Raw genomic sequence first — 20,872 nt, forward strand, 5'->3', positions numbered from 1 at the left:
TCACTGACTGTTAAATCAGCATCCAGTTTCCCCCGTGGAAGCTGAAATGGTTTTAATGGTCATTATTAAATGTGTAATTATATCTATAACAATAAGTTAATAATTATTATGACATACCGTTTATCATCTAAAGATATTACCTGTGCTGACACTGTATCCATTCGGGGGTTAGCATGAGTCAACAATGGACATCCCGTTTGGGGCACATATTAGCAGCAACCGGATCTGCTGTTGGCATTGGAGCCATCTGGAAATTTTCGTATGTTTCAGCAACCAATGGTGGCGGCGCATTTCTGATTGTATTTTTATTGTTCAGCTTTGTGATCGGGCTGGCGGTGCTATTAGCCGAAAATATGCTGGGAAGCGGTACGAGTGAAGTGTCCGTTAATGCCTTTAAGAAATTACTGGGTAAACACTGGGGATGGGTTGGCTTTGTCGGTGTATTCAGTTCATGGTGTATCTATAGCTTCTACAGTGTTGTCGGTGGTTGGACTATTGGTTACACGGTGATGGCGGGTACGGGAAAGTTGAATATTACCGACATTTCTCAACTGACCTCTATTTTTACCAATTTCATCAGCAATCCGTGGTGGCCGATAATCGCCCATCTGGCATTTTCAGGGCTAACCTGTTTCGTGGTCTTATCGGGTGTGCAAAAAGGTCTGGAAAAATCAGTGAAGATCATGATGCCACTGCTGTTCTTTATCATGATTGTGTTAATCATTGTCGGCATCCGTTTGCCGGGTTCATCAGAAGGGCTGAAATTATTTTTATATCCAGACTTCAATAGCCTGACCGGAAAAGGTGTGTTAGATGCATTAGGGTTGGCATTTTTTTCATTGTCTATCGGCTTGGGTATCCACATTACGTACAGTTCTTATTTGCCGAATAACAAAGGCATTGGTAAATCGAGTATCTGGGTTGTCGTCCTCTCCAGTTTGGTCTGTATATTGGCTGGCCTGATGATTTTTCCTGCTTTGGCCGCTGCTGGCTTAGAACCCAATGCAGGTCCCGGATTAACGTTTATGACGATGCCAATTTATTTCGCCACGCTTCCCGGTGGCTCAATTTTAGCCGTCATTTTCTTTTTATTGTTATTAATGGCCGCACTGACCTCAGCCATTTCATTACTTGAGCACATTGTTGCTTATGTTCAGGCACGTTTTCACTGGCAGCGCCGTAAAGCAAGCTTAATCGTCACGGCATCGATTATGTTAATGGGTATCCCGGTTTCCTTATCTTTTGGTCCCCTGAGTCACGTTACATTAGGTGGAAAAACCATCTTCGACATGCTGGACTTTATTACTTCCAACGTCCTGATGCCATTATTCGGGATTATCATTTGCCTCGTATTTGGTTGGTCACGTAAGGTCAATGCGCTTATCCCGGATAATATGTTATCGCGGAATCGCCAGTGTTTACTGTTTATCTGGCGATATGTCGGACCTTTATGTATTGGCGTGATTCTGGTCCACGGGCTGATTTGATAACGTTAAACGGGCGGTTTATCCATCAAACCGCCCGTTAGCCATTTAATAACCAATCGCGGCACCGGCAGGTCGCCGTGCATCATTGGAGCCGTAGATATAGCCTTCACGGACAATGCCTGATACGGCGGAATCATTGCCTGATGAAACGTGAGTCACACCCGCAGCACCCGGCAATCCAATCATAATTAACTCTGTTGCTCCCCACGGTGTCTGTTCCACCATTTTGTAGCCCATTTTTGCCAGTAAATTCAGGGTATCTTTCGACAGACCACGTTGCTCATAATAAACCTCATCAGGCAGCCATTGATGGTGGAAGCGTGGGCTATTGACGGCTTCTTGTGGCGGCATGTTGAATTCGATGATATTCAGGGCAGCTTGTAGCGTGATGGAGATAATGCGCGAACCTCCCGGAGAGCCTAAGACCAGAAAGATCTTGTTATCTTTGGTCACCAGTGTCGGGCTCATTGATGATAGTGGGCGCTTACCAGGTGCAATGGCATTGGTGGCACCTTGGACGAGTCCGTACAGATTTTTCTCACCAACTTTAGTGGTGAAATCATCCATTTCATCGTTAAGGAAAAAGCCTGTTCCCGGTGCAATCACGACAGCACCAAAACGGCCATTGATGGTGTAAGTCGTTGATACCGCGTTGCCTGCTTTATCGACCACGGAATAATGGGTGGTTTCGGGTTTTTCATGGGGGCCAATACCTGGCTGGATATTCACGGATGGAGTGGCTTTGTTGGGCTGAATCTCTTTTCTGAGCGATGCGGCATAGCTTTTACTCAACAGTCGGTCAAGCGGGTTGTTGATAAAGGCTGGATCGCCCAGATAGGTATTTCTATCCATGTAGGCGTGACGCATGGCTTCTGTCAATGTATGAATATAGGCAGCAGAGTTGTATCCCATAGATTTAAGATCGTAGCCTTCAACGATGTTTAATATTTCGCATAATGTCACGCCGCCAGAGCTGGGAGGCGGAGAAGAGATAAACTTGTAGCCTCGGTAACTACAGGTGACGGGGGCTGTTTCTGTGACGTGGTAATTGGCAAAATCCGCTGCGGTAATCATTCCTCCTGATTTTTTTGAGGCCTCTTCAACTAATTGGGGAATTTTGCCGTGGTAAAAAGCCTCAGGCCCCTGTTTAGCAATCATTTCCAGCGTATTAGCCAAATCGGTTTGGATCAGTCTGTCCCCCGGTTCAAATGGCGTACCATCCTTGCGCAGGAAAATACGGGCCGCTTCCGGGTCTTGGGCGATGCGCTTAACCGTGGTGTCCAGAACATCGGTATCGCCACGGGTCAGAATATAGCCTTCACGCGCCAGTTTGATCGCGGGTGCCATGACTTGTTCGCGGGACAATGTGCCGTACTTTTTCAATGCCTCTTCAAACCCCATGACGGTACCCGGTACAGCAATCGCGTTATAACCATACAGGCTGGCGCCTTTGATAACGTTTCCGTCTTTATCCAGATACATATCAGCGCTGGCGGCGGCAGGGGCTGTTTCACGGAAATTAATGAAAGTATCTTTGCCATTGGCGAGATGGATAGTCATAAAACCACCACCGCCAATATTGCCGCAGCAGGGATTCACCACGGCTTGGGCATAGCCAACGGCGACAGCGGCATCAATGGCGTTCCCGCCCATTTTGAGAATATCGATGCCAGCCTGTGAAGCAAGACGTTGTGCACTGACAACCATGCCTTGTTTGGCTTCAACAGCAGGCTCAGTGGCAGAATAAAGTGGAGTGGAAATCAGTAGGGAGACAGCAATAAGTGGAATTTTCCATGCTTTGAACATGTATTGTTCTCCTGACATAAGCCAATTTTGATGGCTGATTGTTAATGGATTTGGGTGTTTGTGTTTTTTTTGTTTCTAATGATTAACACACCTTATCTAAAGAGCGGGATTTTGGGAAATAAAAAAACCAGCCGATGGGACGGCTGGTTTTGGATAGTTCGAATATAACGGACTGATTGAATCTTGATGGATATTACAGTTTGTCAGCGTTTTTGGTCAGGTATTTTGCAACGCCCTCAGGTGAAGCGCCCATGCCTTCTTGACCTTTCGCCCATTGTGCAGGACAAACTTCGCCGTGCTCTTCATGGAATTGCAGCGCGTCAACCATACGCAACATTTCATCAATGTTACGACCCAGTGGCAGATCGTTAACCACTTGATGACGGACAACACCGTTTTTGTCGATCAGGAAAGAACCACGCAGAGCAACGCCAGCTTCTGGGTGCTCAATACCGTAGGCTTTCATGATGTCACGTTTGATATCAGCAACCATTGGATATTTGACTTCGCCGATGCCACCTGCGTTGATTGGGGTCTTACGCCATGCATTGTGAACGAATTCAGAGTCGAAGGAGACACCAACAACTTCAACACCACGTTTCTGGAATTCTTCATAGCGATGATCGAAAGCAATCAGCTCAGAAGGGCAGACGAAAGTGAAATCCATTGGCCAGAAGAAAAGAACAGCAGGGCGGCCATTCAGGTGTTTTTTCAGGTTGAAGTTATTAACTATTTCACCGTTACCGAGAACGGCAGTCGCTGTAAAGTCAGGGGCTTGGCGGGTGACTAAAACCATAATTGACTCCTGTGATTTTAAAAGGTGTGATGTAAAAACGGGTTACAGCATAAGGAATTAGGGTATAGCAATAAAGGATAAAATACCAATTGATATAATAGGTTTTACCTATCAATAGGCTGTTTTTAATTCCTTTTAGACTACATTAAGATAAAGCTATTTATAAAAAGTTCAAGTCCTATCCAAGCAGACGCTTATTTGACGCTAATGCCATCATCTCTGGGTAGAACTGGCAAAATAGCGTTTCAAAATCAAGGTAATGATTTTCGATATCCTGATACGATCCGGCCAGTGCGGATAATTTCGGCCGCTGGCGTGCCATGTTTTGCAACACATTGGCGATACATGACATATCAGCATAACGGATAAGCAAGTTCTGTGACCAAAGGGTGTTGTTCAATGCTTGAAATTTTTTCGGGGTTGAGGCGAGATGAGGTTCTATATTGTTGCGGGCAAAATTGACAAACTCAGGTAGCGAGTAATTTTTTTCAAATTTGTCCCAATGAAGGGAAAGAAAGTGATCCCAGACAATATCAAGAGTAATGGGGGCAACGCGCCGATATTCGTCACGGAATAATTTGCGTGCCTGTGTGACAAGCGGATGCTGGTCTGTCAGGCTGTCTACCCGACGATGCATCCGGATACCCGCCACAATATCAGGACTGAATGCGCCTTCCGGGGAACCCCGAACGAAATCCGCCATCAAATTTCCCAATAAGGAGCTTTCCGCTAATGCCGCTAAATGAAGGTGTGCAAGAAAATTCATGGTGAGAGTATACCGTAAAAGAGTATTCCGTAAGTAGTTAAACCAAGCGCTTCTTTGGTTGCACCCTGGCGTTTGCAGCACTAGACTAGTCCGCCTGTTTTTTTAATTGATACAGATAAAATGCGTGTCGCTGATTTTACATTTGAACTGCCAGAAGAGCTGATTGCTCACTATCCCCAGCCGCAACGAAGTGCTTGTCGCTTGCTTTCCCTTGATGGTGAAACAGGCAAGCTGTCGCACGGTATTTTTACTGATGTGCTGGATAAGCTGGAAGCCGGTGATCTGTTGGTTTTCAATAATACCCGCGTCATTCCTGCGCGTCTGTTTGGCCGCAAAGCGACGGGGGGAAAGTTGGAAGTTTTAGTCGAAAGGATGCTGGATGATAAGCGAGTACTTGCTCACATTCGTGCGTCCAAGGCACCAAAAGAAGGGACTGAACTGATTCTTGGTGGTGATGTTCTTGGTGAAGATGCTCTTGGTGAGGCTCGAAGCATTAAGGCAACGATGCTGGCGCGTCACGATACTTTGTTTGAAATCCGTTTTGATGATGAGCGTGATGTCTTGACCATTTTGGATCAGATCGGTCACATGCCACTGCCTCCATATATCGCTCGCCCTGATGAAGATGCGGATCGTGAATTGTATCAGACTGTCTATAGTGAACGTCCAGGAGCGGTGGCGGCTCCAACTGCCGGATTGCATTTTGATGAGCCACTTTTGGCTGCCCTGCGTGAAAAAGGCGTCGAGATGGCCTTTGTCACCCTGCATGTTGGTGCCGGGACTTTCCAGCCTGTGCGGGTGGAGACGATTGAAGATCACGTGATGCACGCCGAATATGCGGAAGTGCCACAGGAGGTCGTGGATGCGATACTGGCGTGTAAGGCACGTGGTAATAACGTTGTTGCTGTAGGAACAACCTCCGTCCGTTCACTGGAAAGTGCCGCGAGAGCTTGTCAGGATGGGATTATTGCGCCATTTTTTGGTGATACTCAGATCTTTATCTATCCTGGATTTGAATATCAGGTTGTCGATGCACTGATCACCAATTTCCATTTGCCCGAATCCACACTGATCATGCTGGTTTCTGCGTTTGCCGGTTATCAAAATACCATGAGTGCCTACAAAGAAGCGGTAGCAGAAAAATATCGCTTTTTCAGTTATGGTGATGCCATGTTTATCAATCGCAATAGAATGGCAGCAAAAGAGATGGTATCCAAATAAATTAATTACTTTGAAATAAAAGAGTTTAAAATCAGAATATTTTTCATTTCAGCTCCGCTGATTTGAATGGCATCTAAACATCGCATCGGACTGTTTTTCTGATGTCTGGAGGTTAAGTGAAATTTGAGTTACAAAAGACGGATGGCAATGCCCGTCGTGGCCGCTTGGTTTTTGATCGTGGTGTTGTGGAAACACCGGCATTTATGCCTGTGGGAACTTACGGCACGGTAAAAGGCATGACACCGGAAGAGGTGAAAGAAACCGGAGCGCAGATCCTGTTAGGGAATACTTTCCACCTTTGGTTGCGTCCGGGGCAGGAAATCATGAAATTGCATGGTGACCTGCATGATTTTATGCAGTGGCAAGGCCCTATTTTGACTGACTCTGGCGGTTTTCAGGTTTTTAGCCTCGGTGCCATGCGTAAAATCAAGGAAGAGGGAGTTCACTTCCGTAACCCTATCAATGGAACGCCGGTGTTTCTCAGCCCGGAAAAATCCATGGAAATCCAGTATGACTTGGGTTCCGATATTGTCATGATTTTTGATGAATGTACGCCCTATCCCGCGGACTGGGATTACGCGAAACGTTCGATGGAAATGTCATTGCGCTGGGCTGCCCGTAGTCGCCAACGTTTTGATGAGTTGGGTAATAAAAATGCCTTGTTTGGTATTATTCAAGGTAGTGTTTATGAAGACCTGCGTGATGTTTCCATAAAAGGGTTGGTGGAAATCGGCTTTGATGGCTACGCTGTAGGAGGGCTTGCGGTCGGTGAACCTAAAGAAGATATGCACCGTATTCTGGAACATGTTTGCCCTCAGATCCCACAGGATAAGCCTCGCTATTTGATGGGCGTTGGTAAGCCAGAGGATTTGGTTGAAGGGGTTCGTCGTGGTATCGATATGTTTGACTGCGTGATGCCAACACGTAATGCCCGCAATGGTCACCTGTTTGTGACCGAAGGGGTGATCAAAATCCGCAATGCCAAACATAAAGAAGACACTTCTCCGTTGGATGAGCATTGTGATTGCTATACTTGTCGCAATTATAGCCGGGCATACCTCCATCACCTTGATCGCTGTAACGAAATTCTTGGTGCAAGGCTGAATACGATACATAATTTAAGGTATTATCAGCGTTTAATGGCTGGCATTCGCCAAGCCATTGAAGAAGGCAAACTGGAACCGTTTGTCGAAACGTTTTATCAGCAGATCGGTAAACCCGTTCCGCCGTTAAATATATAATTTATCGTGACTAATCAGTCTCAATATGTGTAGCATATTGGGCTGGTTTTTGATCGAGCCACTGTCGATTTTCAATCGCAATATTTCGACAGTCACATTTTCGATAACAATGAGGGAAATTTGATGAGTTTTTTTATTTCTGAAGCTGCGGCAGCCGCTGGTGCACCAGCGCAAGCTCAGGGGAACCCATATTCTCTGATTATCATGCTGGTTGTTTTCGGTTTGATTTTCTATTTCATGATCCTGCGTCCACAACAAAAACGTACCAAAGAACATAAGAAACTGATGGACTCCATCTCCAAGGGAGATGAAGTGCTGACTTCGGGTGGTTTGGTTGGTCGAGTCACTAAAGTGTCTGACACCGGCTATGTTGTTATTGCACTGAATGAGACCACAGAAATAACCGTCAAACGTGACTTCGTCGCCGCCGTTTTGCCGAAAGGTACAATGAAGGCTATTTAATTTTCCGATTTTCCCGAAGGGAACTGCCGTGTTGAACCGTTATCCTTTGTGGAAGTATCTGATGCTGATCGCTGCGATCCTCATCGGTTTGCTTTATGCACTTCCCAACCTTTATGGTGAGGATCCGGCTGTACAAATCACTGGCGCGCGAGGTATCGCCGCCAGTGAAAAAACGCTGGACCAAGTCCGTAATGTTTTAGAAAAAGATCACATTAAGAGCAAGTCCATTGCATTGGAAAATGGTGCAATCCTTGCTCGTTTCAGTAGCACCGATGTGCAACTCCGTGCGCGTGAAGCACTGGTCTCTGCACTGGGTGAACAGTATGTCGTGGCATTGAACCTCGCACCGGCAACGCCTGTTTGGTTAAGCGCCGTTGGTGCTGAACCGATGAAACTGGGGCTTGACCTGCGGGGTGGTGTTCACTTCTTGATGGAAGTGGATATGGAAACTGCGCTGGGCAAATTGCAGGAACAGAATATCGATGGCTTGCGTTCTGAATTGCGTGATCAAGGCATTCCTTATTCTACGATCCGCAAAACGGATAATTATGGCGTCGAAATCCGTTTCCGTGATAACGATGCCCGTTCTAAAGCGGAAAGCTATCTTGAACCCCGCCACCGTGACTTAGTGTTCTCCACCGGAGCAGAAAGCACGCTGAAAGTGGTGATGAGTGATGAACGTCTGCGTGAGGCGCGTACTTATGCGGTACAGCAGAACATCACTATCTTGCGTAACCGTGTCAACCAATTGGGGGTGGCGGAACCTCTGGTTCAACGTCAAGGTGCCGACCGTATCGTGGTTGAACTGCCCGGTATTCAGGATACTGCCCGTGCGAAAGAGATCCTGGGGGCAACCGCAACACTGGAATTCCGTCTGGTTAATAACAATGTTGACCAGAACGTCATTCAATATGGCCGTATTCCGGCTGATTCAGAAGTAAAAGATACCCGTGATGGCAGCCCGGTTGTGCTGTACAAGCGTGTTATCCTGACGGGTGACCATATTACCGATTCGACTTCCAGCACGGATGAGAACGGCTATCCGCAGGTGAATATTTCGCTGGATAGTGCGGGTGGCACCGCGATGTCTAATTTCACCAAAGATAATCTGCATAAACCCATGGCAACGCTGTTTGTGGAATACAAGGACAGCGGCAAGAAAGATGCCAATGGTCGTGCGGTCTTGGTGAAGCAAGAAGAAGTGATCAACATCGCCACCATTCAGTCCCGCTTGGGTAACAGTTTCCGCATTACAGGCATCAGCAATCCGGCGGAAGCGCGTCAGTTGTCGCTGTTACTGCGTGCGGGGGCGTTGATCGCACCGATCCAGATTGTGGAAGAGCGTACCATTGGGCCAACGCTGGGCTTGCAAAATATTGAGCAGGGCCTTGAAGCGTGTCTGTGGGGGCTGATTGCTTCTGTCGTATTTATGGTGATTTACTACCGCAAGTTTGGCCTGATTGCGAGCTCTGCGTTATTGGCTAACCTGGTACTGATTGTTGGTATTATGTCCCTGTTGCCGGGCGCAACGCTGACCATGCCGGGGATTGCCGGTATCGTCCTGACTCTTGCCGTCGCCGTGGATGCCAACGTATTGATCAACGAACGTATCAAAGAAGAATTGCGCAATGGCCGTTCAGTCCAGCAGGCCATTCATGAAGGTTATCGCGGGGCGTTTTCCAGTATCATCGATGCAAACCTGACGACGTTGATTACAGCCATCATTTTGTATGCCGTGGGGACTGGCTCTATCAAGGGCTTTGCGATCACTACCGCTATTGGTGTGGCGACGTCGATGTTCACTGCTATTGTGGGAACACGTGCAATCGTGAACATGCTGTACGGTGGCAAGCGTGTCAATAAGTTGTCAATTTAAGGAGCACGTTGTGGCACAGGATTATACTGTTGAACAATTAAACTATGGGCGTAAAGTTATCGACTTTATGCGCTGGGACAACGTTGCCTTTGGGATTTCGTTCCTGCTGTTGGTCGCTTCCATCATGATGATCGGCGCACGTGGGTTTAACTGGGGGCTTGATTTTACCGGTGGTACGGTCATTGAAGTGAAGCTGAGTCAACCCGCGGATCTGGACAAGATGCGGGCGAGCCTGAACCAGAATGGCTTTGCTGACCCACTATTGCAAAATTTCGGCAGCAGCCGGGATGTGATGGTGCGTATGCCACCGGTGGAAGGGAATGCCGGGCAAGAACTTGGCAATAAGATTATCTCGGTCATCAACCAAGATATCGATAAAGAAGCCACGGTTAAACGGGTGGAATTCGTCGGCCCTAGTGTCGGGAACGAACTGGCACAAACCGGCGCGATGGCATTGCTGGTGGCCTTGATCTGTATCCTGATTTATGTCGGTTTCCGCTTTGAATGGCGTCTGGCATTGGGGGCAGTGATTGCACTGGCACATGACGTGGTGATTACGCTGGGTATTCTGTCGGTGTTCCACATCGAAATTGACCTGACTATCGTTGCGTCATTGATGTCCGTAATCGGCTACTCATTGAATGACAGCATTGTGGTGTCGGATCGTATCCGTGAGAACTTCCGCAAGATCCGCCGTGGTACGTCGTATGAAATCACCAACATCTCCCTGACTCAAACTTTGAGCCGCACGATTATGACTTCCGCCACCACCTTGTTGGTGGTATTGATGCTGTACATTTTCGGTGGCGAAATGCTGAAAGGCTTCTCACTGGTGATGTTAATCGGTGTTTCTATCGGTACCATCTCTTCCATCTATGTTGCTTCTGCACTGGCGTTGAAGTTGGGGATGAAACGTGAGCATTTGATCCAGCAGAAAGTGGAGAAAGAAGGGGCAGATCAGCCCTCCATTCTTCCTTGAGGTCTTGTGGATCATTTTGCATGATCGCGCGCTGATATTGCATAAACACCCTGTGAGTACTTACTGACAGGGTGTTTTTCATCATCACTTCAAGGTACACTGTTACCCCATCGGTTAACTGTCAGGAAACGATATGCATTGCCCATTTTGCGCAGCCGTTGATACTAAAGTTATTGATTCCCGTTTGGTTGGGGATGGCTCACAAGTGCGCCGTCGCCGTCAGTGCCTGGAATGTCATGAGCGCTTCACGACGTTTGAAGTTGCCGAACTGGTGATGCCGCGCGTCATTAAGAGTGATGATATTCGGGAGCCTTTCGACGAAGAGAAATTGCGTCGTGGAATGCAAAAGGCACTGGAAAAGCGCCCTGTCAGCTCTGATGATGTAGAAACCGCGATTAGCCATATTAAATCACAGGTACGGGCAACCGGAGAGCGTGAAATTCCGGCCAAAATGATCGGCAACTTTGTCATGGATGCACTGAAAAAACTGGATAAAGTGGCCTATATCCGTTTTGCTTCTGTTTACCGCAGCTTTGAAGATGTTCGCGAATTCGGTGAAGAGATAGCCAGACTACAAGACTAAACACTGACTAAACGTTATGACACTTGATGAAATCTATATGTCCCGCGCGCTGGAGTTGGCGTATCAAGGGCGTTTTACCACATCCCCAAACCCGAATGTCGGTTGTGTCATCGTTAAGGATGAGCAGATCGTTGGGGAAGGTTTTCATTTACGGGCGGGCGAGCCTCATGCCGAAGTTCATGCCCTGCGTATGGCAGGCGAAAAAGCCAAGGGCGCTACCGCTTATGTGACCCTTGAACCGTGCAGCCATCACGGTAAAACACCGCCCTGTGCTGATGCTTTGATTGCCGCGGGCTTAAGCCGTGTGGTGGTCGCGATGCAAGATCCTAATCCGCAAGTTGCCGGACGGGGTTTATATAAATTACAGCAAGCCGGCATTGCCGTTGAACATGGCTTGATGATGGAGCAGGCGGAATCCCTGAACAAAGGATTTCTTAAACGCATGCGGACCGGGTTCCCATACCTGCAATTGAAACTGGGCGCATCATTGGATGGCCGGACTGCATTGGCATCGGGGGAAAGCAAGTGGATTACCTCACCGCAAGCCCGCCAAGATGTGCAGAAACTACGGGCGCAATGCAGTGCCATTTTGAGTTCCAGCGCAACGGTGTTGGCCGATGATCCCTCTCTGACGGTTCGTTGGCATGAGCTGGATGCCGAAACACAAGCCGTTTATCCGCAAGAATTGCTCCGCCAGCCAATTCGTATTATTACGGATAGCCAAAATCGTGTGACGCCACAGCACCAAGTTATCCGGCAAACCGGGGAATGTTGGCTGGCACGTACTCAGCAAGATCCACAAAAATGGCCTGATCAGGTCGAACAGATTTTATTGCCGGAACATGGCCACGGTGTCGATTTAGTGTTGCTGATGATGCAACTGGGTAAGCGTCAGGTGAATTCTGTCTGGTCGGAATGTGGCCCTGCCTTGGCCGGGGCGTTATTATCGCTGGGCCTGGTCGATGAATTGATCCTGTATATCGCGCCTAAAGTGTTGGGTAACCGTGCCCGTGGGTTGTTCGATATCCCTGAATTGCAAAAATTATCGGATGCGCCTGAATTTTCTCTGTTTGATGTTCAACAGATTGGCCCGGATGTGCGTCTGCGTTTACGACCGCTTTAGGTGTCCTGATTTAAGTTTGGACATAAACCAAGACGCAGAGAAAAATAATGTGATAAGATCCGCGCCCCTGCGGATATGAATAAGGTATAAGGAAGGCTATGAACGTAATCAAAGGTGTTGTTGCAGCTCCTGAAGCCCGCATTGCTATTGCGATTGCCCGCTTTAACAACTTCATTAATGACAGCCTGCTGGAAGGGGCCATTGATGCGCTAGAACGCATCGGTCAGGTTTCTACAGACAATATCACCGTCGTATGGGTGCCAGGCGCTTATGAACTGCCATTAACCGTCAAGGCGCTGGCTGAATCGCAAAAATATGATGCGGTTATCGCTTTGGGAACGGTGATCCGTGGCGGTACAGCTCACTTCGAATATGTTGCCGGCGAATGCAGTTCAGGCTTGTCCAGTGTGGCCATGTCCAGCGACATTCCTGTCACATTTGGTGTTCTGACCACTGAAAATATTGAGCAGGCCATTGAACGCGCAGGGACTAAAGCGGGTAATAAAGGTGCGGAAGCAGCCTTGACCGCATTGGAAATGATCAATGTAATTAAAGCCATTAAGGCTTAAGTTTTTTAGTTTTAATTAAGGGGAATTTTGTGAAACCTGCTGCTCGTCGTCGTGCTCGTGAGTGTGCTGTTCAGGCAATTTATTCATGGCAATTATCCAAAAACAGCATCGCTGATGTTGAATTGCAGTTTCTGTCAGAGCAGGACGTAACCGGTGTTGATGTCACCTATTTCCGTGAATTGCTGTCCGGGGTAGCAGTCAATGCTACAAAATTGGATGCCTTGATGGCGCCTTATCTTTCCCGCCAGCTCGAAGAGTTAGGTCAGGTAGAAAAAGCCATCTTGCGCGTATCAATGTTTGAACTAAGCTTTCGTGATGATGTTCCCTACAAAGTGGCTATTAATGAAGGCATTGAACTGGCAAAAGTGTTTGGCGCTGAAGATAGTCATAAATTCGTGAATGGGGTGTTGGATAAAGCTGGCCCGGCAGCACGCAAGAAAAAGTGATTGCTTGCCAGGAGTTCCCCATTATAACTCGATGATTTTACACATGAGGCCGGATTTCCGGCCTCATGTGCTCGTCATTGGTCACTTTTTGGAATTCTATTATGGCATGTGGTGAATTTGACCTCATTGCACGTTATTTCAATCGCCATCCCGTCCGCCGCCGTGATGTCAATCTGGGGATTGGTGATGATTGTGCACTGATAACCGTTGCAGATAAGCAAGAATTAGCGGTAACAACGGATACGCTGGTTGCGGGTGTCCATTTCCTTCCTGATATCTCACCGGAAGATTTGGCCTACAAAGCCTTGGCTGTCAATATCAGTGATCTGGCTGCCGTTGGGGCAGATCCAGCCTGGGCATCGTTGGCGTTAACGTTGCCTGACGTCAATGAGGATTGGTTAAAACGGTTTAGTGATAGTCTGTTTGAACAATTGAACTATTACGGTATGCAGTTAATTGGCGGGGATACGACCAAAGGCCCCATGAGTTTGACGCTGACCGTACACGGTCTGGTGCCTGCCGACAGGGCATTGCGTCGTGCCGGGGCGAAAAACGGCGATTGGATTTATGTCACCGGAACCTTGGGTGACAGTGCCGCAGGACTGGCCTTGCTGCAAGAGCGCCTGAGGGTGGAAGATCCTGCGATCCACAACTGGCTGGTTAAGCGCCATCTCCGTCCGCAACCCCGCGTTTTACAAGGGCAGGCACTGCGTAATCTGGCGTCTTCCGCGATTGATCTGTCGGATGGATTAATTTCTGACCTCAACCATATTCTGACCGCGAGCCAATGTGGGGCACGCATCAATCTGGATGCGTTACCTTATTCGGAGGCGATGCAGCAATATGTCTCCCCTGAACAGGCGTTGAAATGGGCGTTGAGCGGCGGGGAAGATTATGAGTTGTGCTTTACTGTACCTGAGCTTAACCGTGGCGCGTTAAATATGGCATTGGCTCATGCCGGCGCGAGCTTCTGCTGTATTGGGCAAATCAGGCCAGAATCAGAAGGCATCCGCTATTTTAACCATAACGAAGAAATTGCGTTGGATCTGAACGGCTTTGACCATTTTAAAACGGATAAAAAACCGGTAGTACCTTGTCCGCCGATTGCGCATCAGGAAGAAAATGATCAAACGGAGGGAACGCATGGATGATGCAAAACGCCACTTAAAAATGAGTAATCCGTGGCATTTATTGGCGACGGGATTTGGTAGTGGCTTATCGCCGATTATACCGGGCACCATGGGCTCCGTGGCGGCGATCCCTTTCTGGCTGCTGCTGGTGCAGTTACCGACATGGGGTATTTGGCTGGCGATTGTGTTGGGAACCGTCATTGGCTGCGTAATTTGCCAGAAAGCCGCCGATGCCATGAAGGTGGACGATCCGGGTTGTGTCGTTTGGGATGAATTCATTGGTATGTGGATCACACTGATGGCGATCCCGGTGCTCAACTGGCAATGGGTTTTGGTTGGCTTTGTGGTATTCCGCATTTTTGATATGTGGAAACCGTGGCCGATCCGCTGGTTTGACCGCTATGTGAAAGGCGGGATCGGCATTATGCTGGATGACATCATCGCGGCAATCTTTGCGGTTGTGGTTATTTGGCTACTGAATATCTACCAAGTATTACCTTTCTAAATGAAATAGCCACTGAGTTACAGTGGCTATTTTTCAGTTTTTTCAGCTTACTTTTTTCAGCTTACTTTTTTCAGCTTATTGCCCCGCCTGTGGCGGTAATATCTTTTTCATTTTTGCATGTTGATTCGATGGCGATTTTCAATGCTGCCGTCATCATCTCTGCCGCCATACTGGGTGTTGTACCAGAGTGTCTGGCGGCCTGTTCAGGCAAATAAGGAACATGGATAAAACCGCCCCGTACAACGGAGGCAGGTTGATGCAAATTACGTTGATGCAAATAATGCAGCAAACCGTACATTACATGGTTGCAGACGAAAGTTCCTGCCGTTTGAGAGACGGTTGCAGGAATGCCGGCAGCATTTAGCGCATTTACTATGGCTTTGATGGGCAGGGTAGAAAAATAAGCCGCAGAACCACCTGTAATCACAGGCGTATCAATCGGCTGTTTGCCGACATTATCCGGAATACGGGCATCGTTAATATTGATTGCGATGCGTTCTACGCTGATATTGGGTCTGCCTCCGGCTTCTCCGACGGCAATTACCACTTCGGGTTTAACCCGTTCAATGGCGGTGTAGAGATGTTCCAGAGAAGCATCGAAAACGCAAGGCAATTGGCAAACGTCAATCTTCGCACCCGCAATTTGGCCTCCCTGCAATGGCCTGACGGCCTCCCATGATGGATTGATGGTTTCACCACCGAAAGGCTCAAAAGCAGTGACTAAAATCGTTTTCATAACGGTTCCTTATTGTTGTTTTATAAGATCATGAAAAAGTAAAGCCGGAATTTGTTGGTCATCAGTAAAACGTATCCGGTCGGGACTTGTGCCTTTTGTTGAGCAATAAATAGATTGCGATTAACAAATAGGCAAATAAAATCCGCATCGGATTGTAAAAATGGAATGCAGATCACTTCTTGGATGAAAACATGTTTATTGGATGAGGTGTTTTTCAGGTTGGACACGGATTATTGTGGATGCCGAAAAATTTGGGATTCAGTCAAGAATACGGCTTTCAGGACGCAAAAATCTTTCTGGTACATAGAGATCGAAATTATTAATGCGACAGTATTCTTCTAATTGTTGGGCAGAGCTAACCCCCGCTTTTTTATATATTTGAGCGGTATAATTTTCGACAGTACGGTAGGAGATATTTAATGTCCTGCCAATTTGTTTGCTGGTATATTTATGTAGAGAGAGAAAAACAATATCCCATTCACGTTGGGTAAATAAATGAGTAGGAGGTTGAAACATAATGGAAGCAGGGAGTTTTCCATGATATAGGCGGGTTAATGAATAATCTTGGGCTTTCCATAGGTGATATATAATTCCTATACAGTCACCGTTTTCATGGTAAAGAGGTGATTTTTCACAAAAATAAGAGGATAATGTTTTTTCTTCTCCCCAAATATGTGTTTCTAGTGAAACATAGGATTTTTCTTCCTGCATGACCTTTTGATCATGATAAATATAGGCTTTTGCAAACTCAGCATCATCCCAAGGCAGATCTTTATCATAAAGTCCTTCAAAATCAAATGAATCGGGAAACCCTTTAAGCACACTTAATGCTTTGTTGCCATAAATAAAACATGAGTCTTGGATTCGCATAGTAAGTGCAATTTCTAAGAAAGGCGGTCAGTTGCTATAGTAGGCATCTTTCTCGCCAAAGGAAAATGCACTATGGCCTATACGCAACTGACCGAAACAGAAAGATACCAGATTTTCGGCTTAAAAGAAGCCGGTTTTACACAACGTTTTATTGCAACGTCGCTTAATCGGGCCCCATCAACAATTAGCCGGGAATTGAGACGAAACCGGGAAGCCGAGAAATATGAACCTGAACAAGCTCAGCGTAAAGCATTAGAACGCCGTCATTCTAAGGTAAAAGCCGTAAAAATCACGCCAGAGATAACAAAGTGGATAAAACAGTTAATTTGGCAAGATTTAAGTCCGGAACAAGTTGTGGGTTATCTCAAGCGGGAAGCGAAAATCTCTTTACATCATGAAACAATTTATCGATTGATTTATAAAGATAAAATAAATGGCGGTGATTTATGGCAACATCTTAGGATAGCGAAAAAACCGTATCGTAAACGCTATGGAAGCCATGAGCACAGAGGAAAAATTAAAAACAGAGTCAGTATTGATAATCGCCCAAAAATTGTTGATAAAAAGCAGCGTATTGGGGATTGGGAAGGGGATACTATCGTTGGCAAAGATCGTAAAAGTGCCTTATTGACTTTAGTTGAACGAAAATCGTTATTTACGATCATCATTAAACTTGAAGATAAAACAGCAGAAGGTGTTGCCAAAGCGGCGACAAGACATTTATCGATGATAAAACATAAAGTTAAAACAATTACCTTTGATAACGGACTCGAATTTGCCGAACACGAACGGATCGGTAAAAATTTAGAGACAAAAATTTATTTTGCTCATCCGTATTCCCCTTGGGAAAGAGGGATAAATGAGAACATAAATGGATTAATCAGAGATTACTTCCCAAAAGGAACCGATTTTAATAAGGTATCAGAGCGGGAGGTTAACCTTGTGGCAAACCGACTAAATAATCGACCACGTAAGACACGAGATTATAAAACACCGAATGAGTTATTTACAGGAACCCCAACTCATTTACTTCGTTCATTACGGTGTTGCGCTTAATATGCGAATCCAAGAGTTATTATCTTTAATTCCCCAAGGATCGTGACTTATTGCCAGTGTGTTAATGATTTGAGGTGAAATGATAGGTTTATTACTCATGGTCTTTTTCCTTCATTATTTTTTGAATCATATAATATGGCACAATAATTAGCGAGTCAAAGGTTGGATATGAATATTTAAATGTTCATTGATTACAAACAAGTGCTTAATGCTGTTTATTTGCCCTAGGATAAGAGATGTAAATTAAAGTATTTTATACGCTTCCAATGTCGCCAAAAATAGTTAAAATCCTCAAGTGTTTCAACGGTAAAAAAATTGCATGGATATTTATTGCTCAACTCTTAGTGCCTTATACTAGCACCAACACCAGGGAAAAATCTGTAATAATATAAAAATAAATATGAAAATTTGAATGTAGTATAAACCTAACACTTTAGGTAACTCAATTGAAGGAGAGAAGAAAGAATAATAGCAACGGTCTTCTTACTTTATACTAGAACTAATTACCTGAAACTTTACAAAAAAAGTTTCAGGTATGATCATAAAATTAAAACAAGGCAGGTTTCTCGAAAACCTGTTTATTTTATGATATTAATCTTATGGTGTTAACTGAGCTAAACCCGTAATGGTTTTTTCAAGGTATTGACGGGGGCAACCTAAGTTTATTCGAATAAATCCTTTTCCTTTATTGCCAAAACTGTATCCCATTGAAACGGCTATTTTAGCTTTTTGTATTAATGCTTCTTGCAAGGTGTTGTCATCCAAACCTAAATCGCGGCAATCCAGCCAGGCCAGATAAGTTCCTTCCGCTTGGGTCATTCGACACCAAGGAACGGAAGAGGCTAAAGCCTTTTCGAACCAACAACGATTTTCCGCCAGATAATCTTGTAGCTTATCAAACCACGCATCCCCATATTGATAAGCGGCGGTAGCCGCAGTCATAGACAATGAATTGAAGACATCTAATCCATGAGCGTTCAACCGATCATGAAAGGCGTGCCGGAGAGTGGGATCTGGAATGAGAAAATTTGCTATACGCAGCGATGCAAGCCCGAATGTTTTGCTTGCTGAGGTCGCCGCAATCACATGACTGTGCCATTCACACCCAAGATGCAATATTGAGGTGAATTTTCCCCAAGGTAAAATTAAATCAGCCCAAATTTCATCGGAAATGATCGTCGTACCGTATCGTTCGCAGAGCATCAATAGCTGGTGCAGTTCGTCACGATCCCAACAGCGGCCAGTAGGATTATGGGGATTACACAACAATAGCAAAGGGGGTCTGTGTTGCGCCAATATCTGTTCGAGATGAACATAGTCAATTTTATAACCTTCCGCGCCTTCAAGCAGCGGGTTTTCAATCATCGTTCTGCCGTTCATCGTAATAATTTTGGCAAATGAAGCGTAATAAGGCCCCTGTACAATGACGCCTTCTCCTGGTTTACTCAGCATTTGTATCAATAAAGCCAATCCGGGTACGACACCTTCGATCGATGTGAACCACTCTCTGTGCAAGGTCAGTTGATGGCGTCTTGCAAACCAGTCGATTGCGGCTTGATAGTAGCGATCATCGCGTTCACTGTAACCGAAAATACCGTGATCAATTCGGGAGGATAGGGCTTGCTGAACCGCTTCTGGGCATTGAAAATCGTAATCAGATACCCACAGTGGCAGCAGCTCAGTGGTATTTAATTGCAGATAATGATCTAAAAAATCCCACTTAATGGAACCCGTATTGTGGCGATCGATTATCTGGTTAAAATCAGGTGATTCCACGTTAAATTTCCTTATTTCTTAGGGAGTTTCCCGATGTGGCCCTGGCAATACCGAAACCAGTAAAGCCATAAATAAGCGCCAAAAAGGCCGCAGCATAACACTGGATTGCCCAAGGCAGTAAATCAAGCGTACTGACACCCAATGTCGTCGCCATATAAATGCCGGCAGAAGTCCAAGGGATCAGCGGTTCGATGACCGTACAGCCATCTTCTATGGTGCGTGATAGATTTTTGTTGTCCAATCCCATCCGGTGATAAGCGTCTTTGAACAGTTCGGCTGGAATGAGAAGAGCCAGCTTTCCATCACAGGTTGCGCCGGTTAGCAGAATGGTTGTGGATAGGGTAGCAGCGATGAGTTGTCCGGTTGTGCGAACAGCTTGCAGGAGCTTGTTAATAATGATGGTTAAGGCACCCGTGAGTGTTAATGTGCCGGCAAACGCGAATGCACAGAATACCAGCAATATCGTACTCATCATTGAGAACATGCCACCGCGATTGAGCAGGCGGGGAACATCGCTAACGATCCCGCTGATGTTGTGTCCCTGTTCAGAGAACATGGCGAGATCGAAACCATCAATTAAGGCATTAAGACCCTGTTTCAGCGTGAATCCCTGAAGGCCTACGCCGATGGCAATCGCTAAAGTACAGGCAGCCAGCATGACGGGAATGACAGGGCGTTTTGTCACCGCTCCCCACAAAACCAGTATCGGCGGTAAAATCAGCAATACATTGAAGTGATACAGGTTATCAAGAGATTGCAGGATCTCTGTAATTTTTTCGGGAGTTGCCACGTTATCCGTTAAACTTGTCTGACCCGCAATAAGATAAACAATGGCGGCTAAAACAAAGCTCGGAATAGTGGTGTACATTAAGTGTTGGATATGGCCGTAAAGATCGGTATCGGCAACGATGGCAGCGAAATTAGTTGAGTCAGATAACGGTGAAATTTTATCACCGAAATACGCACCTGAAACAACCGCGCCCGCCGCCGCTGCCAAAGACACATCAAGACCAGCGGCGACACCCATCAGGGCGACACCGACGGTTCCGGCTGCTCCCCATGATGTGCCAGTGCAAACTGAAATCAGGCTCGTAATAAAGAAGGCTGCAATCAGGATGTATTGCGGGCTAATCAGCGTTAACCCCCAGTAAACCATGTAAGGTATGGTTCCGCTGAACATCCAGGTGCCAATTAAGCCGCCGACGCAAATCAATATCATGATCACGGGCATTGCCTTGGCGAGCTTTGCCACGATGGCATCAATAATGTCATTCCAGCGATAGCCTTGCCAATAGGCCAGAACCGCGGCCAGGGTTGCTGATACAAGCAATAAAGATTCGATGCGCAGGCTCAGTTGACCATAGCCAATAATAAGCAGCAGAAGCATGGCGGCAATCGGTAGTATAGCGAGTCCTAAATTGAGTTTTTTCTTATCATCCATATG

The 20,872-nt window shown here is 46.3% G+C and carries 20 protein-coding genes; 13 read left to right on the top strand and 7 right to left on the bottom strand.

What is annotated here, in order from left to right:
- Positions 1-173 precede the first annotated feature (173 nt).
- On the top strand, positions 174-1,487 hold the full coding sequence (locus XDD1_RS03860) for a sodium-dependent transporter (protein ID WP_045968858.1): 1,314 nt from the start codon (positions 174-176) through the stop codon (positions 1,485-1,487).
- 45 nt (positions 1,488-1,532) lie between these two features.
- On the opposite strand, the gene ggt is transcribed toward XDD1_RS03860, so the two are convergent.
- The 3 genes from ggt to XDD1_RS03875 all read right to left on the bottom strand — a co-directional run bounded on the left by ggt (position 1,533) and on the right by XDD1_RS03875 (position 4,855).
- A complete protein-coding gene (gene ggt, locus XDD1_RS03865; protein WP_045968860.1) occupies positions 1,533-3,293 on the bottom strand; it encodes a gamma-glutamyltransferase in 1,761 nt (586 codons plus the stop codon).
- Positions 3,294-3,486: 193 nt separating this feature from the next.
- On the bottom strand, positions 3,487-4,089 hold the full coding sequence (locus XDD1_RS03870) for a peroxiredoxin C (RefSeq protein ID WP_045968862.1): 603 nt from the start codon (positions 4,087-4,089) through the stop codon (positions 3,487-3,489).
- 178 nt (positions 4,090-4,267) lie between these two features.
- Positions 4,268-4,855 (bottom strand): acyl carrier protein phosphodiesterase, encoded by a 588-nt coding sequence (locus XDD1_RS03875; RefSeq protein ID WP_045968864.1) that lies wholly within the window; start codon positions 4,853-4,855, stop codon positions 4,268-4,270.
- Between the two features lie 120 nt (positions 4,856-4,975).
- On the opposite strand from XDD1_RS03875, the gene queA reads away from it, so the two are divergent.
- From queA to pgpA, 11 genes are all read left to right on the top strand, one after another.
- The gene (queA, locus tag XDD1_RS03880; RefSeq protein WP_045968866.1) at positions 4,976-6,076 is read left to right on the top strand and encodes a tRNA preQ1(34) S-adenosylmethionine ribosyltransferase-isomerase QueA; all 1,101 of its coding nucleotides are present in this window, start codon (positions 4,976-4,978) and stop codon (positions 6,074-6,076) included.
- 116 nt (positions 6,077-6,192) lie between these two features.
- Complete coding sequence (tgt, locus tag XDD1_RS03885) at positions 6,193-7,317, top strand: tRNA guanosine(34) transglycosylase Tgt (protein ID WP_045968868.1); 1,125 nt, start codon at positions 6,193-6,195, stop codon at positions 7,315-7,317.
- A gap of 123 nt (positions 7,318-7,440) precedes the next feature.
- The gene (gene yajC, locus XDD1_RS03890) at positions 7,441-7,779 is read left to right on the top strand and encodes a preprotein translocase subunit YajC (protein WP_045968871.1); all 339 of its coding nucleotides are present in this window, start codon (positions 7,441-7,443) and stop codon (positions 7,777-7,779) included.
- 28 nt (positions 7,780-7,807) lie between these two features.
- Positions 7,808-9,655, top strand: coding sequence for a protein translocase subunit SecD (gene secD / locus XDD1_RS03895; protein ID WP_071827241.1), 1,848 nt, complete (start codon positions 7,808-7,810; stop codon positions 9,653-9,655).
- Between the two features lie 10 nt (positions 9,656-9,665).
- Positions 9,666-10,634, top strand: coding sequence for a protein translocase subunit SecF (secF, locus tag XDD1_RS03900; protein WP_045968873.1), 969 nt, complete (start codon positions 9,666-9,668; stop codon positions 10,632-10,634).
- A 133-nt stretch (positions 10,635-10,767) separates the two neighbouring features.
- Positions 10,768-11,217, top strand: a complete 450-nt coding sequence (nrdR, locus tag XDD1_RS03905) for a transcriptional regulator NrdR (RefSeq protein WP_045968875.1) — start codon at positions 10,768-10,770, stop codon at positions 11,215-11,217.
- 16 nt (positions 11,218-11,233) lie between these two features.
- Positions 11,234-12,340, top strand: a complete 1,107-nt coding sequence (ribD, locus tag XDD1_RS03910) for a bifunctional diaminohydroxyphosphoribosylaminopyrimidine deaminase/5-amino-6-(5-phosphoribosylamino)uracil reductase RibD (protein ID WP_045968877.1) — start codon at positions 11,234-11,236, stop codon at positions 12,338-12,340.
- A gap of 98 nt (positions 12,341-12,438) precedes the next feature.
- Entirely contained in the window at positions 12,439-12,909 is a 471-nt protein-coding gene (gene ribH, locus XDD1_RS03915; RefSeq protein WP_045968878.1) for a 6,7-dimethyl-8-ribityllumazine synthase, read from the top strand.
- 29 nt (positions 12,910-12,938) lie between these two features.
- Positions 12,939-13,355, top strand: coding sequence for a transcription antitermination factor NusB (gene nusB, locus XDD1_RS03920; protein WP_045968880.1), 417 nt, complete (start codon positions 12,939-12,941; stop codon positions 13,353-13,355).
- Between the two features lie 101 nt (positions 13,356-13,456).
- Positions 13,457-14,506: a thiamine-phosphate kinase gene (thiL, locus tag XDD1_RS03925; RefSeq protein ID WP_045968882.1), complete on the top strand. Its 1,050-nt coding sequence runs from the start codon at positions 13,457-13,459 to the stop codon at positions 14,504-14,506.
- Positions 14,499-14,990, top strand: a complete 492-nt coding sequence (pgpA, locus tag XDD1_RS03930; RefSeq protein WP_045968884.1) for a phosphatidylglycerophosphatase A — start codon at positions 14,499-14,501, stop codon at positions 14,988-14,990. Before thiL ends, pgpA begins: the two co-directional genes overlap by 8 nt.
- 70 nt (positions 14,991-15,060) lie before the next feature.
- Here pgpA and pcp read toward each other — a convergent pair whose 3' ends face one another.
- Together pcp and XDD1_RS03945 are read right to left on the bottom strand one after the other, a co-directional pair.
- On the bottom strand, positions 15,061-15,726 hold the full coding sequence (gene pcp, locus XDD1_RS03935) for a pyroglutamyl-peptidase I (RefSeq protein WP_045968886.1): 666 nt from the start codon (positions 15,724-15,726) through the stop codon (positions 15,061-15,063).
- Positions 15,727-15,984: 258 nt separating this feature from the next.
- Complete coding sequence (locus tag XDD1_RS03945; protein ID WP_084720928.1) at positions 15,985-16,596, bottom strand: helix-turn-helix transcriptional regulator; 612 nt, start codon at positions 16,594-16,596, stop codon at positions 15,985-15,987.
- A 72-nt stretch (positions 16,597-16,668) separates the two neighbouring features.
- On the opposite strand from XDD1_RS03945, the gene XDD1_RS03950 reads away from it, so the two are divergent.
- A complete protein-coding gene (locus tag XDD1_RS03950; protein ID WP_045968892.1) occupies positions 16,669-17,652 on the top strand; it encodes an IS30 family transposase in 984 nt (327 codons plus the stop codon).
- Positions 17,653-18,249: 597 nt separating this feature from the next.
- On the opposite strand, the gene XDD1_RS03955 is transcribed toward XDD1_RS03950, so the two are convergent.
- The gene (locus XDD1_RS03955; RefSeq protein ID WP_045968894.1) at positions 18,250-19,428 is read right to left on the bottom strand and encodes a MalY/PatB family protein; all 1,179 of its coding nucleotides are present in this window, start codon (positions 19,426-19,428) and stop codon (positions 18,250-18,252) included.
- 1 nt (position 19,429) lies between these two features.
- Positions 19,430-20,869: a Na+/H+ antiporter NhaC gene (nhaC, locus tag XDD1_RS03960; protein WP_045968896.1), complete on the bottom strand. Its 1,440-nt coding sequence runs from the start codon at positions 20,867-20,869 to the stop codon at positions 19,430-19,432.
- Positions 20,870-20,872: the final 3 nt, after the last annotated feature.

The organism is Xenorhabdus doucetiae (genome assembly GCF_000968195.1).
Classification (GTDB): domain Bacteria; phylum Pseudomonadota; class Gammaproteobacteria; order Enterobacterales; family Enterobacteriaceae; genus Xenorhabdus; species Xenorhabdus doucetiae.